The organism is Lysobacter sp. 5GHs7-4 (assembly GCF_021284765.1).
GTDB lineage: Bacteria > Pseudomonadota > Gammaproteobacteria > Xanthomonadales > Xanthomonadaceae > Lysobacter.
The window spans coordinates 3,853,620-3,870,849 of record NZ_CP089924.1 but is presented as its reverse complement, the minus strand read 5'-3'; the positions used below and the strand labels follow the sequence as shown (position 1 = coordinate 3,870,849).

Below are 17,230 nucleotides of genomic sequence, written 5' to 3'. Positions count from 1 at the left end.
CAAGGAGGGGACACCATGGGACCGATTCTGGCCGTCGTGCTGCTGGTAGCCGGCGTGATCATCCTGTTCAAGACCGTGCGCATGGTGCCGCAGGGCTACGAATGGACCGTCGAGCGCTTCGGCAAATACACCCACACCATGACCCCGGGCCTGCACTTCCTGATCCCGGTGGTCTACGGCGTCGGCCGCAAGATCAACATGATGGAGCAGGTGCTGGACGTGCCGTCGCAGGACGTCATCACCAAGGACAACGCCGTGGTCAAGGTCGACGGCGTGGTGTACTTCCAGGTGCTGGACGCGGCCAAGGCCGCCTACGAGGTCGCCCAGCTCGAGGTGGCGACGCTGAACCTGGTCATGACCAACATCCGTACCTCGATCGGTTCGATGGACCTGGACGAATCGCTGTCGCGCCGCGACGAGATCAACGCCAAGGTGCTGGTCGCCGTGGACCAGGCCACCCATCCCTGGGGCCTGAAGGTCAACCGCATCGAGCTCAAGGACATCCAGCCGCCGCGCGACCTGGTCGATTCGATGGCGCGGCAGATGAAGGCCGAGCGCGAGAAGCGCGCCAACATCCTCGAAGCCGAGGGCCACCGCCAGTCCGAGATCCTGCGCGCCGAGGGCGACAAGCAGGCCGCGATCCTGGAGGCCGAAGGCAAGCGCGAGGCCGCCTACCGCGAGGCCGAGGCGCGCGAGCGACTGGCCGAGGCCGAAGCCAAGGCGACCGAGATGGTGTCCAACGCGATCGCGCAGGGCAACGTGCAGGCGATCAACTACTTCGTCGCGCAGAAGTACATCGAGGCCTTCAAGGCCCTGGCCGAGGCGCCGAACCAGAAGTTCGTGATGATGCCGATGGAATCGGCCGGCGTGATCGGTTCGCTGGGCGGCATCGCCGAGCTGGCCAAGGAAGCGATGGACCGTCAGGGCGGCCGCGCCGCGCCGCCGGTACCGCCGCGCGCGGGAGGCTGAGCGATGCGCCTGGACTGGCAGATGGTGACCTGGGCCGCGGTGGCCCTGCTGTTGTTCGCGGCCGAAGCGTTGGCGCCGGGAGCGTTCATGCTCTGGCTGGGCTTCGCGGCGGTCGCGGTGTTCGTCGGCGTGCTGGTGTTTCCGGGCATGCCGGTGCTGGCGCAGGTGGCGGCGTTCGTGGTGCTGAGCTTTCTGTCGATCCAGGTCTACCGCACCTGGTTCCGCGGCCGCGAGCGCAGCAGCGATCAGCCGGCGCTCAACCGTCGCGGCGAGCAACTGGTCGGCCGCGTGGTCGCCTTGGACCGCGGCATCGTCCAGGGCCGCGGCCGGGTGCAGATCGCCGACGCGTACTGGGAAGTGATCGGCCCGGAACTGCCGGCCGGCGCCTCGGTGCGCGTGGTCGCCAGCGAAGGCATGAGCCTGCGGGTCGAAGCGGTCGAGTAAGGCGGTCCGGCTAAGGCGGGAAGGGGATGCGATGAAGCGGCATGAAGCCCAGGGGTGGATCATCGGTCTGGCCGCGTTGGCGGCCTGGGCCTGCGCATGCCCGGCGTCGGCCACGCCGCCACCGGCAGCGGCGGCGACGCCCGCGCCCGCGCCGGCGACGGTCTGGATCGGACGCGTGGTGCCGCCGTATCCGGACGGTTTGAAGTCCAACACCGGCAGCTGCGTGGGCTCGGGCAGCGCGCCGGAACAGATCTGCGCGCGTTCGATCGGCACCCTGGACGACGCCCAGGACCGTTCGCTGAAGTTCTACGCCGGCGAGTTCGCCGGCCGCGAAGGCAACGAGCCGCGCTGGAAGATCACCGACGTGGTGCCCTATCCCAAGCTCAAGCGCGGCGAGTACGTCTCGGTGGCGACCTGCCAGCGCGACGGCGTCGACGACCCGGGGCTGATCGCGATCGTCGACACCGCGGTGGACAACGCCGCCGAGCAGGAAACCTTCGAGGCGCGGCGCTGGGCGATGCGCCTGGACCGCGACACCGGCAAGTTCGTCGAGGTGCCGCCGGCCAGCGTGCGCTGCTACAACGAAGGCTTCGGCGCCGAGTAAGGCGCCCGTCGCGCGGCCTGCTTCCTGTGGGAGCGGCGTGAGCCGCGATAGGGTTCCGCCCACGACGACAACCACAACGCGCATCGCGACCCGCGCCCGCATCGTTGGCGCGGCGTACGCAGGCATCCATGCGCCGCCGTACCGTGAGCCGGGCCGCATCGCGGCCGATCTCCATGGGATAATCCCGGGCTCCCCCTCCGTCCAGGCCCCGCAGCTCATGACCCAGAAGACCATCCTCAACGACGCCCACCGCGCACTCGGCGCCAAGATGGTCGACTTCGGCGGCTGGGATATGCCGATCAGCTACGGCTCGCAGATCGAAGAGCACCATCAGGTGCGTCGCGACGCCGGCATGTTCGACGTCAGCCACATGACCGTGGTCGATCTGCGCGGCGCGCGCACGCGCGAGTTCCTGCGCCACCTGGTCGCCAATTCGGTCGACAAGCTGCTCAAGTCCGGCAAGGCGCTGTACACCTGCATGCTCAATCCGCAGGGCGGCGTGATCGACGATCTGATCGTCTACTTCCTGGCCGAGGATTTCTTCCGCCTGGTGGTCAACGCCGCCACGCGCGAGAAGGACCTGGCCTGGATCGGCGAGCAGGCGCGCGCGTTCGACGTGCAGGTCAGCGAGCGTCCGGACTACGCGATGATCGCCGTGCAGGGCCCCAACGCGCGCGACAAGGTGTTGGGCCTGCTGCGCGAAGAAGACCGCGCGCGCATCGGCAAGCTCGGCAAGTTCGTCGCCGGCGAGGCGCAGACTCTCGACGGTACCGCCTTGTTCGTGGCCCGTACCGGTTACACCGGTGAAGACGGCTTCGAAGTGGTGGTGCCGGAGACCGGCGCGGTCGCGCTGTGGGACGCGCTGCTGGCCGCGGGCGTCAAGGCCGCCGGTCTGGGCGCCCGCGACACCCTGCGCCTGGAAGCGGGCATGAACCTGTACGGCCAGGACATGGACGACACCGTGTCTCCTTATGAGGCGGCGCTGGCCTGGACGGTCGCGCTGGACGCGGCCGCCGACGGCGCCGCGCGCGACTTCATCGGCCGTGCCGCGCTGGAGCAGCAGAAGGCCGCCGGCGCGCCGCGCCAGATGATCGGCCTGGTGATGGACGAGAAGGGCGTGCTGCGCCACGGCCAGAAGGTGCTGACCGCGCACGGCGACGGCGAGATCCTGTCGGGCACGTTCTCGCCGACGCTCAACAAGTCGATCGCGTTCGCGCGCGTGCCGGCCGGCGACATCCCGCTGGGCGCGGACGGCCAGGTGCGCGTCGATATCCGCGGCAAGGAAGTGCCGGTGCGGGTGGTCAAGTTCCCGTTCGTGCGCGACGGCCAGCCGCAGGACGGCGTGCTGGGCTGAGCACGACCATGGCCGCGCGCGTCGACTACTACTTCAGTCTGATCTCGCCCTACGCCTATCTGGGCCACGCCGCGTTCCTGGACGCGGCGCGCGCCGCCGGCGCCGAGGTGGTCTATCGGCCGCTGCGCATCTTCGAGCTGTTCGCGGCCAACGGCGGCCTGCCCCTGGGGCAGCGCGCGCCGGCGCGGCAGCGCTACCGCCTGCTCGAACTGCAGCGCTGGCGCGACAAGCGCGGGCTGCCGTTGAACCTGGCGCCCAAGCACTTCCCGCTGGACCCCGGCCTGGCCGACCGCTGCGCGATCGCGCTGGTCGCGGCCGGCGCCGAACCGTCCGACTACATGCAGGCCGCGTTCGCCGCCTTGTGGGCGCAAGACGCCGACATCGCCGATCCGGCGGTGCTGGCGGAACTGCTAACGCGTCACGGTTTCGACGCGGCCGCGGTGCTTGCCGCCGCCGATGGCGCCGACAGCGGCGCGACCTACGAGCGCAATACGCGCGACGCGATCGCCGCCGACCTGCCGGGCCTGCCCGGCTACGTGCTCGACGGCGAGCCGTTCTGGGGTCAGGACCGCATCGACGACTTGCGCGACGCCCTGCTCAGCGGCCGCGCACCCTTCCGGGTAGCGTAGGACCGCCATGTCCGCACGCACCCTCTCGCATGTTGCGTCCGCGCCGCTAAACTAGGCGCCAATCCCCCAGCCGCCCCCGCAGAGTTCGAGGCCAGCCATGAGTGAAATCCCCGGCGATCTGAAGTTCATGAAATCCCACGAGTGGGCCCGCGTCGAAGGCGACGGCAAGGTCACGGTCGGTATTTCCGACCATGCCCAAGGCCTGCTCGGCGACCTGGTCTACGTAGAGCTGCCCAACGTCGGCGACCGCGTCGAGGCCGGCACCGCCTGCGCCGTGGTCGAGTCGGTGAAGGCCGCCTCGGACGTCTACGCGCCGATCAGCGGCACCGTCACCGCGGTCAACACCGCCCTGGCCGACAAGCCGGAGACGATCAACGAAGACGCGTACGGCGAGGGCTGGATCTTCACCGTCGAGGTCGAGGAACCCGATCAGCTCAACGAGCTGCTGGCGCCGGACGATTACGCCGAGCTGCTCGAAGACGACGATCACTGATCACCGGCGTCGCCGGACCCGCGCGGTCCGCGACTCCGACGGCCGGACCCGCTGCGCGGATCCGGCTGCCCGCAACGGCCGCCTCGTGCGGCCGTTCGCTTTTCTGGCGCCGGCGCCTGAGCCTGCCTGCGGCGCGCCGCGCCGCCGCGCTAGAGCCCGCCCGCGCTGCCGCGAATCGCGGGCGCAGCCGGCGCGGCGCAGCGTCTCGAGTGCGGCGGCAGCTCGTCGTGGCCGCCGGTTCGGATGCGCGTTTCCTGCCGTCGCACCGCCGTCGTCGATGCGCGGACCGGCGACTGGCGTAGCCGGACGCGGTGCGAGACCTGGCGCCGCTGCGTCGAACATGCGGCGCGACGCCGCCGTCGTGCGCCGCGGATCGCGACCGACGGCCGACGGCCGACGACGCGCCGCTCTGTCGCCGCCGATCGCCGCTTCACCCGCTCCTCACGCGTTCAACGTCGTAGCGTCGCCGCTCCGGCCGCGCCGGCGGCGGCGCCGATGGCGGTCGGGCGCGTCGACGCGTGGTCGGACCGCGACCGACCCGACGACCGCTCGGCGGGGAAGCGGCGGCGCGCTCGCCGCGATCCGGCGCGCGAACGCGCGGGCGACCGCCGTCGTCGTCGCGGCCGTCGCCGCGCGCCTCCCGCCCATCGAAGGAAAATCACTTGTTTTCAGCCGTCGCGTGCATGCGATGCGCGCAACGGTCGCGGGCGATGCCGGTACGCGCGGGCGTGGCGGGCGACCGCATGCGACGCGAGTTCGTCTGCCGCGATCGGACCGGCGCGACGCCGTCGCGCGCGCGGTTCGCGACGCGTCGGCGGTCGCCGGCGGCGTCTGCGGCGGCGGAAAAAGTTCGCGCACTTTTGCGCAAATCGGCTTGTGCGGCGCGAAACGCGGCGCCTTCCGGCGCCGCCGCCGACGGGCGCGAACGGACGCTCGGAACGCGTTCGGGAACGCGTCGCCGCGATGCGCGCAACGCGATGCGCACGCGCGATAAAAAAAAAGAGATGCGCTGAAAGCCGCGCCAGATATAGCTTTCAGCGTGTTCGAAAAATTTTCGTGCGATGTGCGACGCGCGATCGTCGCGCGCCGTCGTCGGCGGCGACGACGATTTCCGGCGGGGGCGGCGGACGCCGCCCCGGAAAAATTTTTGCCGGAGTTGTTGACAGTGCGAAAAAGCGTGATTAGGTTTCGCCCAGCAGACGTTTCCTGCGGAAGAGAGTGAGTACAACGAACGCGACAACGCGCAGCAAAAAACGAACCTCCGCCCGGACAGTCAAAACGGTGGACGCAGGATTCGTTTCCCTCGCGAAAACGCAATCGTTCTCCTCGGCCCCGTCGGCGTCGCTCCCAATACGACCCGGTTCGCCCTGTGCGGATCGGGTTTTTGTTTGGCCGCCGTATGCGGCCGCACGCGTCCCCGCCCCCGGCGGACGCGACGAATCCGTACCGGCGCGCTCCGCGCGGCGGCGGCTGCTCGCGGGTCCGACTCCCGCGGCTCTGGTTCAACTGGGCTTTAAACCGGCAATACCCCTGATCAATCGCTGATCAACCACTGACGAGGAGCCATCACATGGCCATGAAGAAAGCTGCGAAGAAGAAACCCGCCGCCAAGAAGGCTGCCAAGAAGGTCGCCAAGAAGCCGGCCGCCAAGAAGGCTGCGAAGAAGGTAGCCAAGAAGGCCGCTAAGAAGGTCGCCAAGAAGCCGGCCAAGAAGGTCGCCAAGAAGGCCGCCAAGAAGGTCGCTAAGAAGCCGGCTAAGAAGGCCGCCAAGAAGGCTGCTAAGAAGGTAGCCAAGAAGCCGGCTAAGAAGGCCGCCAAGAAGGCGACCAAGAAGGCCGCCAAGAAGGTAGCCAAGAAGCCCGCTAAGAAGGCTGCGAAGAAGGCTGCCAAGAAGGCTGCCAAGAAGCCTGCGAAGAAGGCGAAGAAGGCCTCGAAGAAGTCGGCTCGCAAGCCGGCCGCGACGGCCCTGCCGGCAACCCCGGCTCCGCTGATCTAATAAAGTCCCGATAGCCGTAATCCCGCTCTCTCCCCGCAGCCCAGGCGGGGGGAGAGTTTTTTATTTGGGGCACCGGAATCTTCGGCCCGCGGCCGATAGGCGGCTGCGGCCGTGGGCCGGCGGCACCCGGAATGGTCCGCGCTTCGATCGACGCAGGGCCGGCATCGCGCTGTCGTCCCTATGAGCCTCGCCTCATGGGTGGGTCGGCAGGGTCGGTCCCTGGCCTGAGCATCGCGATGCAGCGACCGTGGCGCCGCCCGCCGTCGAGCGTGCGCCGATGCGGTTGTCACCGCATCCTACGAAGCCCGATCCCGCCGCCGTGCGCCCGCCGTAGGGTGTGGTGAGCCGCGGGCGAACCGCACCAACGCGTCGCTGCGGCGCCGCGCGCCGATGCGGTTGTCACCGCATCCTACGAAGCCCGATTCCGTCGCCGTGCGCCTGCCGTAGGGTGTGGTGAGCCGCGGGCGAACCGCATCAACGCGTCGCTGCGGCGCCGCGCGCCGATGCGGTTGTCACCGCATCCTACGAAGCCCGATTCCGTCGCCGTGTGCCCGCCGTAGGGGGTGGTGAGCCGCGGGCGAACCGCACCAACGCGTCGCTGCGGCGCCGCGCGCCGATGCGGTTGTCACCGCATCCTACGAAGCCCGATTCCGTCGCCGTGCGCCCGCCGTAGGGTGTGGTGAGCCGCGGGCGAACCACACCAGCGCGTCGCTGCGGCGCCGCGCGCCGATGCGGTTGTCACCGCATCCTACGAAGCCCGATTCCGTCGCCGTGTGCCCGCCGTAGGGTGTGGTGAGCCGCGGGCGAACCGCACCAACGCGTCGCTGCGGCGCCGCGCGCCGATGCGGTTGTCACCGCATCCTACGAAGCCCGATTCCGCCGCCGTGCGCCCGCCGTAGGGTGTGGTGAGCCGCGGGCGAACCGCACCAGCGCGTCGCTGCGGCGCCGCGCGCCGATGCGGTTGACACCGCATCCTACGAAGCCCGATTCCACCGCGATGCGCGCCGCGCGCCTGGGGCGCGCGGCGAGTCGGGTAAGGATTGGGAGCGCTGCGCGTCGCTTAGTGCGGCGCGGCGGTCGCGGTGGAGGCTTCGCTGCCGGGCGGATTGGCCGGATTGCGGCCGTTGTTGCCCGCGTCCACGTAGAGCGTGGGGTCGTCGAAGTCGACGTCGAGCCAGCGCTCCGGCGACAGGCCGATGGCGCGGTCGAGGATGGTCGGCAGCAGGCCGGAGGGCAGGGCGCTCTCGCTGTTCCAGAGCACGGCGATGCCGAGGTCGCGTTCGGGCAGCAGCGCGACCAGGCCGCGGTAGCCCTGCACGGCGCCGCCATGGAACACCAACTGATGGCCCGAGTAGTCGTACACGCGCCAACCCAGCGCGTAACCGGCCGAGCTCACGCGCGAACGGCGCCAGGCCGAGCCGCGGGTTTCGCCGGGCGTGTCGACCAGCGGCTGATGCAGGGTCGCCAGCAGCGGCGCCGGCAGCACGTCGGGGCGATGCCCGGTCTGCGCGAGCAGCCATTGCGCCATGTCGCTGGCGCTGGCGTTGACGCCCGCGGCCGGCGGCAGCTGGTAGTAGGTCGGCTTGGGCGTGACCGAGGTCCAGCCGCCGCGCGCGCGCACATGCGGACGCGCCCAGCGCGCGCTGGCGGTGATGCCTTCCAAGCCCAGGCTGGCGTCGTTCATGCCCAGCGGCTTGAACAAACGGCGCTGCACTTCCTGGCTGTAGAAATCGCCGGTGGCCGCGAACACCACGTCGCCGATCAGGCTGAAGGCGATGTTCTGGTAGCCGTAGCAGGTGCCCGGCTGGCAGGACATCGGCGCGTACGCGAGCTTCTGCGTGAGCGTGCGGTAATCGGTGTAGTTCTCGAGGTCGCGGTCGTAGGTGTTGTGGGTCAGGCCGACGCGGTGGCTGAGCAGGTCGGCGACGGTGATCTGTTGCGCCGCGTAGGGATCGACCATCTGGAAGCCGGGCATGTAGTCGACCAGCTTGCTGTCCCAACGCAGGGTGCCGTCGTTGACCAGCACGCCGGCCATGGTCGCGGCCACACCCTTGGACAGCGAGGCCAGGCGGAACACGGTGTGCGCATCGACCGGCTCGGCCGCGCGCACGTCGGTGATGCCGTAGCCGCGCGCGCTGAGGATGCGGCCGTTGTGCACGATCGCCATCGCCAGACCGGGCACGCGCTGATTGGCGACCAACTGTTGGGCCATGCCTTCGAACTGCTGCACGTCGAAGCCCGCGGCCAGCGGCATCACGTTGCCGCGTTGGGTGACGTAGGTCGATACCGGTTGCGGCAGGCCGTGCGCGGCTTGCGGGTTAGCCTGCGCGCCCGACGGCGGCGGGTTCCAGCGCAGCGACGTCTGCGCGGCGGAACCGAGGGTGAGGGTGAGCAATCCGGCGAGGCTGGCCACGCGCCAGAAGGTGCGTCGCGACCGTGGGTTCGGCTCGTCTTTCATCGGTCGCAGCGCCTGCGTATGCTGGGTTGCGTTCGATCATAGCGCCGATCTAAGGGGATTGGGGAACAACCATGTTCAGCATTCTGATTTTGTTGGCTTTAGTGGTGATCGTCGCAGTTTGGATCGTGGGCATTTACAACGCCCTGGTGACGTCCCGCAACGCCTATAAAAACGCCTTCGCGCAGATCGACGTGCAGCTGCAGCGGCGCTTCGACCTGATCCCCAACCTGGTCGAGACCGTCAAAGGCTATCTGGGTCATGAACGCGAGACGCTGGAAGCGGTGATCGCGGCCCGTGGCGCAGCGGTATCGGGCCTGGCTGCAGCCAAGGCCAGCCCCGGCGATCCGGCGGCGATGGAGCAGTTGGCGGCCAGCCAGGGGCAGCTGAATGGGGCGCTGGGCCGTTTGCTCGCGGTCTCCGAGGCCTATCCGGACCTCAAGGCCAACCAGAACATGATGCAGCTCACCGAGGAGCTGACCAGCACCGAGAACAAGGTCGCGTTCGCGCGTCAGGCCTACAACGACTCGGTCATGGCCTACAACAACCGGCGCGAGATCTTCCCGTCCAGCGTGATCGCCGGCCTATTCGATTTCCGCGCCGCCGCGCTGCTGGAAATTCCCGCCGACCGCGCGCAGATGCGCGAGGCGCCGAAGGTGCAGTTCTAAGGCGCGGAGATTCGGGGCGGGGAACTCGGATCGGCCGTGGCGGCGCCGGCGCGACCGGCGCGTGCGCGTGCCTCCGAATGCCGCCCGGACCTGCTGCGACGCCGACCCCGCTTTCCAATTCGGACGCCATCGACCGATGAACTTCTTCGAACACCAGGCGCAGGCCCGGCGCAGCTCGACCCGTCTGATGCTGCTGTTCGGCTTGGCCGTGCTGGGCATCGTGCTGGCCGTGGACCTGGCGGTGCTGGTGGTCGCCGGCGCGCATCCGGGCCTGCTGACCTTGGCGACGCTGGGCACGATCGCGGTGATCGTGCTGGGCTCGCTGTACCGCATCGCCAGCCTGCGCGGCGGCGGCGAATCGGTGGCGCTGCAGCTGGGCGGCGTGCCGGTACCCGAGGACACGCGCGACGCCGGCCTGCGCCGCCTGCGCAACGTGGTCGAGGAAATCGCGATCGCGTCCGGCGTGCCGGTGCCCAAGCTGTACGTGCTAGAACACGAAGCCGCGATCAACGCCTTCGCGGCGGGTTACTCGCCCTCCGACGCGGTGGTCGCGGTGACCCGCGGCGCGCTGGACCGGCTCAATCGCGACGAACTGCAAGGCGTGATCGCGCACGAGTTCAGCCACATCCTCAACGGCGACATGCGTCTGAACATCCGCCTGATCGGCGTGCTGTTCGGGATCCTGATGCTGGCCATCATCGGCCGCAAGATCCTCGAGGGCGGGCGCGGCGGCGGACGCCTGGGCAAGAGCGTGAGCGTGATCCTGATCGCGGCGCTGGTGGCGATGGTGGTGGGCTACGTCGGCATGTTCTTCGCCCGCATGATCAAGGCCAGCGTGAGCCGCAGCCGCGAGCGCCTGGCCGATGCGTCGGCGGTGCAGTTCACCCGCCAGACCGCGGGCCTGGCCGGTGCCTTGAAGAAGATCGGCGGCCTGCACGAGGGCGCCAAGCTCAACGACCGCGCCGATGCCGAGGAAGTCAGCCATATGCTATTCGGCGACGGCGTGGGCTTCGACGGCTTGTTCGCGACCCATCCGCCGCTGCTGGAGCGCATCCGCGCGCTGGAGCCGTCGTTCCGCGCCGACCAGCTCGAAGGCCTGAGCCGACGTTGGGCGATCGAACCGCCGCACGGACTGGACGAGGATCGCGCCATGGGCCTGGCCGGCCCGACGCAACCGCCGCCGTTGCCGGAGCCCGACAGCCGGCAGGCGCTGACGCCGCCGATGGTGGCGGCGCAGGTCGCGCATCCGGGCGTCGACGACTACCGCCGCGCCGACAGCATCGTCGCCACGCTGCCCGACGCGTTGCGCGCGCTGGCCGCGCAGCGCGAGGCGGTGGTGCCGCTGCTGCTGGCATTGCTGCTGGACGACGATGCGCAGATCGCCGCGCGCCAGCATTACGAGATCGCCGCGCGCCTGGGGCCGGAACTGGCCGACGAGGCGCGGCGCCTGCGCGCGCAGGCGCTGGCGGATCTGCATCCGATGCTGCGCCTGCCACTGGCTTCGCTGGCCTTCCCGGTGCTGCGCCTGCGCCCGCGTCCGCAGTTGAACGTGTTCATGGACGCGGTGCAGGCGGCGGTCAATGCCGATGGCAGGGTCTCGTTGTTCGAGTACTGTCTGGCGCGCTTGTTGACGGTGCAGGTGACCGAGTCGCTGGACCCTTCCCGGCATGCGCGTTTCGGCCGCCGCAAGCCGCAGGCGGTGGCGGCGGAGATCGCGACGTTGCTGGCGGTGGTGGCGCAGGGCGGTCATGCCGATGCGGCCACGGCGCAACGCGCGTATCTGGCCGGTCTGCAGCGGGTGCTGCCGCAGGAGCATCGGCCCTACGCGCCGCCGGCGGACGGGGTGTTGGCGTTGGATCGGGTGTGGGAGGCGTTGGACGCGTTGGATCCTCTGGCCAAGCAGCTGCTGGTGGAGGCGGTGACGGCGGCGATCAGTCACGATCAGCGGGTGGCGGTGGCCGAGGCCGAGTTGCTGCGCACGATTTGCGCGGCGCTGCATTGTCCGTTGCCGGCGATGTTGGCCAAGGCCTGAGCCTTCGCGGCCGCTCGTAGTCGCGCACGCGGTGCGTTGCTTCAGATGCTCCCTGTAGGAGCGGCGTCCCACAGGGATTTCCTTCGGTCATAAGCCGCGACCGCGAATTCCGGCTATTGCGCTTCTCCGGTTCTGATGGCCTCCAAACTACGGCGTCGCGCTTTTAGCTTCCTCTTTTTAACAAAGGAGGGCTGGGGAGGATTTGCCTTTGCTGTTGTTTCGCTTCTTCTGACCGAACGTCAAAGGCTTCCGCCTGCTGCGCATGCGGGTTACTTTCTCTTGCTGACCCAAGAGAAAGTAACCAAAGAGAAGGGTCTGAGCCCAGAGCTCCCGTGTGGCTTCGGTTCTGGCGCGGGGATTTTTCGATAGGACATCCCTGTCCTATCGAAAAACGGCGCGCGTCCTGCGCGCCGCCCTCCGGGTCTGGGGTGGTTCGTGTGGCTTCGGCTCAATGGATTTGAATGCCGGAGCAAACTCAACGGCAACGGCAACGGCAACGGCAACGGCAACGGCAGCGGCAGATGCGCTGCGTCGTGGCGCTTGTGGCTTTCTGTGGGAGCGGCGTGAGCCGCGATCGCGTCAATGCGCGGGCTGGCGCAGCAGCCATTGCGCCGAGAATCTATCCCTTGCCGCCGTAGGATGCGGTGAGCCCTGGGCGAACCGCATCGCGTTGAGCTGGCCCTTATTGCGTCGCAGCATCTGCTAGCTTGCTCGCAAGCTAGCCTGCGGAGGCCGCCGCTGCCTCCCAAAGTGGTTCGCCTTACGAAATGCATATCGGAACGGCGGGCGCTTCGTTACCGCGCAGGGACGAATCCAGCGGCTTTCAATGGAGGAGATCGCAATGAAGCGAAAGGCTAAAGCGGCGGTGCTGGCGGTGTTCGTCGGGGCGATCGGCTTGGCGGCTCCGGTTGCCGCCGAACCGACGTATGCGTGCACGGCGGAAACGGAAGGGCATATGTTCCTGGTGGCCTACGACCATCCGGTCGATCCGGGCTACTACTATCAGTGCCGTGGCGGTGCATGGCGGTTGGTCGGCATCTGCACGCCCAGCACGGGCTGTCCGTCGCCACCGGACCCGAACGGGCCGATCGTGGAGATGTAGCGGCGCGGGCCGTGGGCCGTATGGCGCAGGGCTTGGGGCACCGTATTTCCCGGTCTCTCTCCCGCGGTGGGAGAGAGACCGTGGGGCGCGCAGCGATGCGGCGGCGTGCGATCGCGCCAAGCCGCCGCTCAGTGCGATAGCGACAGCGACCCGGCTGCGGCCCTCAAATCCGCCCGCGGATCAGGTCGGCCGCGCGCTCGGCGATCATCATCGTCGGCGCGTTGGTGTTGCCGCCGATCAGGGTCGGCATCACCGAGGCGTCGACCACGCGCAGGCCTTCGACGCCGCGCACGCGCAGTTGGGGATCGACCACGGAGGCGTCGTCGCTGCCCATGCGGCAGGTGCCGACCGGGTGGTAGACGGTCTCGGCTTTTTCGCGGACGAACTCGATCAGCTCGGCGTCGCTGTAGTCGCTGCGCGGCGGGAAGATCGGCGCGCCGCGGTAGGCGTCGAACGCCTTCTGCGCGAACAGCTCGCGCGAGAGCTTGGCGCACTCCAGCATCATCTTCAGGTCGAAGCCTTCCGGATCGCTGAGGTAGCGCGCCTCGATGCGCGCCTTGTCCGAGGCGCTGGCGCTGGCCAGGGTGATGCGGCCGCGGCTGCGCGGACGCAGGAAGCAGGCGTGCAGGGTGTAGCCGTCGCCGGCCAGACGGCGGCGGCCGTGGTCGTCGAGCATGGCCGGCACGAAATGCAGCTGGATGTCGGCGCGCTCGTCCGGCGCCAGCGCCGAGCGTACGAACGCGCCGGCCTCGGCGATGTTGCTGCTGCCCGGGCCGCTGTGGCCGCGCAGGTAGTAGTCGAAGGCGATGCGCAGGTCGCTGACGCGGTCGTAGGTGACGCGCTGGGTGGAATGCTGCAGGGTGCAGATGTCCAGATGGTCCTGCAGGTTCTCGCCGACCTGGTCGCGGTCGGCGACCACGTCGATGCCGAGCTTGCGCAGCTGCGCGGCCGGGCCGATGCCGGACAGCATCAGCAGCTGCGGCGAATTGATCGCGCCGCCGCTGAGCAGGATTTCGCGCGAGACGTCCTGGTGGAAGGAGCGGCCGCCGGCGGTGTAGATCACGCCGTTGGCGCGGCCCCGCTCGAACGTGATGCGGTTGACCTGGGCGCCAGTGACGATGGTCAGATTGTGGCGTTCGCGCGCCGGGTCCAGGTAGGCGACCGCGCTGGAGCAGCGCGCGCCGTTCTTCTGGGTGACCTGGTAGTAGCCGAAGCCTTGCTGGGCGGGGCCGTTGAAGTCGCGGTTGACCGCGTAGCCGGCCTCGCGGCCGGCCTCGATGAACACCTGCGACAGCGGGTTGGTATAGCGCAGGTCGGACACGTAGAGCGGGCCGTTGGCGCCGTGCAGGGCATCGTCGCCGCGGCTGTTGCGCTCGGAGCGGCGGAAGTAGGGCAGCACCGACTTCCAATCCCAGCCGCTCGCGCCCTGCGTGGACCAGTCGTCGTAGTCGCCGGCCACGCCGCGGATGTAGCACATGGCGTTGATCGAACTCGACCCGCCCAGCACCTTGCCGCGCGGCCACCACAGGGTGCGGTCGTTGAGCTCGCGCTCGGGCGCGGTGTCGTAGTCCCAGTTCACGCCCTTCTTGCCGACCAGCTTGGCCAGGCCGGCGGGCATGTGGATGAAGGGGTGGCGATCGCGCGGACCGGCTTCGAGCAGCAACACCTTGGTATCGGGGTCTTCGCTGAGGCGATTGGCGAGCACGCAGCCGGCCGAGCCGGCACCGATGATGATGTAGTCGTACACGCCCGCACCTTGTCTGTGACCGGGCGACCGTAAGCCCGGCGATTAGAGCAAATGCTCCCAATCGATCCGGTCCGGCGCGCTGGCGGGGTGCGGCGGCATCGGCTAACGTTCCGCCAGCACGTGCCGGCCAGCGCGCACGGGAGCCAGGACATGACGCGCGACGCCCGCCAGCCGATGCCCGGACGCCTGCGATCGCGGGGCCGCGTCCGTGGCTGATCCGGTCCGCACCGATAGCACCGCGCCAGCCGCCGCGCCCGGCCGCGGCTGGGACGTGTTCCGCAGCGAGGTCGCCGAGTCGCCGCCGCTGCTGTGGTCCCTGCTGTACTTCTTCAGCCTGCTCTGCGGCTACTACGTGCTGCGCCCGGTGCGCGACGCGATGGGGGCCTCGGGCGATATCGAGACCGTGTTCCCGCCGGGGTTGATCGCCTGGGCCGCCGGCCACGGCGTGTCGCTGAAGGAGTTCACCCTGCAGGTGCTGTTCACCTGCACCTTCCTGGCCATGCTGGCGCTGCAGCCGATCTACGGCGCGCTGGTGTCGCGTTTCCCGCGACGGGTGTTCCTGCCGGTGGTGTACCTGATCTTCATCGCCTGCCTGATCGGCTTCTACTGGGCGTTCCACCGCGAACTGCCGGGGCGCGGCGCGCTGTTCTTCGTCTGGACGGCGGTGTTCAACCTGTTCGCGGTGACGGTGTTCTGGAGCTTCATGGCCGACGTGTTCGACAACGAACACGCCAAGCACGTCTACGGCTACATCGGCGCCGGCGGCACGGTCGGCGCGCTGGTCGGGCCGGTGCTGACCAGCGTGCTGGTGGGGCCGCTGGGCGTGGCCAATCTGCTGCTGGTGTCGGCCTGTTTTCTCGGCCTGTGCCTGCTGTGCATCCTCAAGCTGCGGGTGTGGGCGATCCGCCGCGAACGCGCCAGCGGCGGCGGCAGCGGCGAGGTCGCGATGGGCGGCTCCGTGATCGCCGGCCTCAAGCTGGTCTGGCAGCGGCCGATGCTGCGCGCGCTGGCGATCGTGATGTTCTTCGGCGTCGGCGTGGGCACCCTGCTGTACAACGAGCAGGCCGCGATCGTGAAGGCGTTCTATCCGGGCGCGAAGGAAGCCACGCGCTATTACTCCACCATCGACAGCGCGGTGAACTTCACCACCATCCTGGTGCAGCTGTTCCTCACGCGATTCCTGCTGCGGCGCTGGGGCGTGGCCCCGACCCTGCTGGTGCCGGCGTTCGCGATCCTGTTCGGCTATGCGCTGCTGGCGCTGTCGCCGCTGCCGTTGCTGGTGGCGATCGTGCAGGTGGCCACGCGCGCGGGCGAGTTCTCGCTGGCCAAGCCCGGCCGTGAAACCCTGTACACGCGGGTGGATCGCGAATCGCGCTACAAGGCCAAGGCGGTGGTCGACACGGTGATCTACCGCGGCGGCGATCTGACCTTCGTCTGGCTGCACAAGGCGCTGGCGTTGTTCGGTTCGCGCGTGGTGTTCTTGGCCGGCATCGGCGTCGCCCTGGGCATGACCTTCGGCGCATGGCGGGTGATCCGCGCCCAGCGCACGCTGCCCCTCGACGCCACCACGCCGGGGAACGACCGATGACGCACCGCCGCGACTTTCTTGCCGCCGGCCTCGCCGGCGCCAGCCTGCTGGCCCTGCCCGGGTTCGCCACCAGCCGCCTGCGGCCGAAGCCCAAGAAGATCCTGGTCATGGGCGGCACCGGCTTTCTCGGCCCGCACTTCGTCGAGGCCGCGCGCAAGGCCGGGCACACGCTGACCCTGTTCAACCGCGGCAAGACCAACCCGGAGCGTTTTTCCGGCGAGGACTTCCGCGACATCGAGCAGCTGCACGGCGACCGCAAGACCGACATGAAGGCGCTGGAAGGCGACCGGCGCTGGGACGCGGTGCTGGACACCTCCGCCTATCTGCCGGCCGACGTCACCCGTTCGACGAAACTGCTGGGCGGCCGCGTCGGCCAGTACCTGCTGGTGTCGACGATCTCGGTCTACGCCAAAACCGACACGCCCAACCAGGACGAGACCGCGCCGCTTGCGCAGCTGGCCGATCCCAACGTCAGTGAGATCACCGGCGAAACCTACGGCGGCCTCAAGGCGCTGTGCGAGCGCGCGGCCGAAAAGGAAATGCCGGGCCGGGTGACGGTGGTGCGGCCGGGCCTGATCGTCGGCCCCGGCGACACCACCGACCGCTTCACCTACTGGCCGGCGCGCGCCGACCGCGGCGGCGAGATCCTGGCGCCGGGCGGCGCGCAGGATCCGACCCAGTTCATCGATGTGCGCGACCTGGCCGCGTTCCTGCTGCGCACGCTGGAACAGCGCAGCCTGGGCATTTACAACGCCGACGCCCCGGCCGGCAAGCTCAGCATGGGCGAGCTGCTGGGCAGCTGCCAGCAAGTCGCCGCAACGATGGGCGCGCCGAAATCCAGCGTGACCTGGGTGCCCGCGGCGTTTCTGGAAGCCAACAAGGTCGGCCCCTGGCAGGACATGCCGGTGTGGATCCCGCCGGTCGGCGACTACGCCGGCTTCGGCCGCATCAGCAGCGCCAAGGCGCAGGCGGCCGGGCTGCGTTACCGCCCGCTGCAGGACACGGTGCGCGACACCCTCGCGTATTGGCGCGGTCTGCCCGCCGAACGCCGCGCCAAGCCCAAGGCCGGGCTCAGTCCCGCGCGCGAGAGCGAAGTGCTGGCGGCGTGGCATGCGCAGGCCAAGGCCAAGGCGGGATGACGAGCGCGCC

At 69.3% G+C, this 17,230-nt stretch carries 15 protein-coding genes; 12 read left to right on the top strand and 3 right to left on the bottom strand.

The genetic code is table 11. The annotated features are described in order from the left end of the window. The first annotated feature begins 15 nt into the window (after positions 1–15). The 6 genes from LVB77_RS17495 to gcvH all read left to right on the top strand — a co-directional run bounded on the left by LVB77_RS17495 (position 16) and on the right by gcvH (position 4,493). The gene (locus LVB77_RS17495; RefSeq protein ID WP_232907347.1) at positions 16–969 is read left to right on the top strand and encodes an SPFH domain-containing protein; all 954 of its coding nucleotides are present in this window, start codon (positions 16–18) and stop codon (positions 967–969) included. 9 nt (positions 970–978) lie between these two features. Beyond that, positions 979–1,413: an NfeD family protein gene (locus tag LVB77_RS17490; protein WP_232910341.1), complete on the top strand. Its 435-nt coding sequence runs from the start codon at positions 979–981 to the stop codon at positions 1,411–1,413. 31 nt (positions 1,414–1,444) lie between these two features. Next, a complete protein-coding gene (locus tag LVB77_RS17485) occupies positions 1,445–2,017 on the top strand; it encodes a hypothetical protein (protein WP_232907346.1) in 573 nt (190 codons plus the stop codon). A gap of 217 nt (positions 2,018–2,234) precedes the next feature. Then, positions 2,235–3,371: a glycine cleavage system aminomethyltransferase GcvT gene (gene gcvT, locus LVB77_RS17480; protein WP_232907345.1), complete on the top strand. Its 1,137-nt coding sequence runs from the start codon at positions 2,235–2,237 to the stop codon at positions 3,369–3,371. Positions 3,372–3,379: 8 nt separating this feature from the next. Then, positions 3,380–4,000: a 2-hydroxychromene-2-carboxylate isomerase gene (locus LVB77_RS17475; RefSeq protein ID WP_232907344.1), complete on the top strand. Its 621-nt coding sequence runs from the start codon at positions 3,380–3,382 to the stop codon at positions 3,998–4,000. Positions 4,001–4,097: 97 nt separating this feature from the next. After that, positions 4,098–4,493: a glycine cleavage system protein GcvH gene (gcvH, locus tag LVB77_RS17470; protein ID WP_232907343.1), complete on the top strand. Its 396-nt coding sequence runs from the start codon at positions 4,098–4,100 to the stop codon at positions 4,491–4,493. 658 nt (positions 4,494–5,151) lie between these two features. Here gcvH and LVB77_RS17465 read toward each other — a convergent pair. Next, positions 5,152–5,721: a hypothetical protein gene (locus LVB77_RS17465; protein ID WP_232907342.1), complete on the bottom strand. Its 570-nt coding sequence runs from the start codon at positions 5,719–5,721 to the stop codon at positions 5,152–5,154. A gap of 342 nt (positions 5,722–6,063) precedes the next feature. Here LVB77_RS17465 and LVB77_RS17460 point away from each other — a divergent pair, with 342 nt between their 5' ends. Then, entirely contained in the window at positions 6,064–6,489 is a 426-nt protein-coding gene (locus LVB77_RS17460) for a hypothetical protein (protein WP_232910433.1), read from the top strand. A 1,060-nt stretch (positions 6,490–7,549) separates the two neighbouring features. Here the strand turns inward: LVB77_RS17460 and LVB77_RS17455 are convergent. Continuing rightward, a complete protein-coding gene (locus tag LVB77_RS17455) occupies positions 7,550–8,947 on the bottom strand; it encodes a serine hydrolase domain-containing protein (RefSeq protein ID WP_232907341.1) in 1,398 nt (465 codons plus the stop codon). 71 nt (positions 8,948–9,018) lie between these two features. Here LVB77_RS17455 and LVB77_RS17450 point away from each other — a divergent pair, with 71 nt between their 5' ends. From LVB77_RS17450 to LVB77_RS17440, 3 genes are all read left to right on the top strand, one after another. Then, the gene (locus tag LVB77_RS17450; RefSeq protein ID WP_232907340.1) at positions 9,019–9,612 is read left to right on the top strand and encodes a LemA family protein; all 594 of its coding nucleotides are present in this window, start codon (positions 9,019–9,021) and stop codon (positions 9,610–9,612) included. Positions 9,613–9,748: 136 nt separating this feature from the next. After that, positions 9,749–11,644 carry a M48 family metallopeptidase gene (locus LVB77_RS17445; RefSeq protein ID WP_232907339.1) on the top strand — a complete coding sequence of 632 codons (1,896 nt, stop codon included), beginning with the start codon at positions 9,749–9,751 and terminating at the stop codon, positions 11,642–11,644. A gap of 826 nt (positions 11,645–12,470) precedes the next feature. Further along, positions 12,471–12,746, top strand: coding sequence for a hypothetical protein (locus LVB77_RS17440; RefSeq protein ID WP_232907338.1), 276 nt, complete (start codon positions 12,471–12,473; stop codon positions 12,744–12,746). Between the two features lie 163 nt (positions 12,747–12,909). Here the strand turns inward: LVB77_RS17440 and LVB77_RS17435 are convergent, their stop codons facing one another. Continuing rightward, a complete protein-coding gene (locus LVB77_RS17435) occupies positions 12,910–14,493 on the bottom strand; it encodes a choline dehydrogenase (protein ID WP_232907337.1) in 1,584 nt (527 codons plus the stop codon). Positions 14,494–14,764: 271 nt separating this feature from the next. Here LVB77_RS17435 and LVB77_RS17430 point away from each other — a divergent pair, with 271 nt between their 5' ends. Then, on the top strand, positions 14,765–16,081 hold the full coding sequence (locus tag LVB77_RS17430; RefSeq protein ID WP_232910339.1) for an MFS transporter: 1,317 nt from the start codon (positions 14,765–14,767) through the stop codon (positions 16,079–16,081). After that, positions 16,078–17,220 carry an NAD-dependent epimerase/dehydratase family protein gene (locus LVB77_RS17425; RefSeq protein ID WP_232907336.1) on the top strand — a complete coding sequence of 381 codons (1,143 nt, stop codon included), beginning with the start codon at positions 16,078–16,080 and terminating at the stop codon, positions 17,218–17,220. The genes LVB77_RS17430 and LVB77_RS17425 overlap by 4 nt, the downstream gene beginning before the upstream one ends. Positions 17,221–17,230 lie beyond the last annotated feature (10 nt).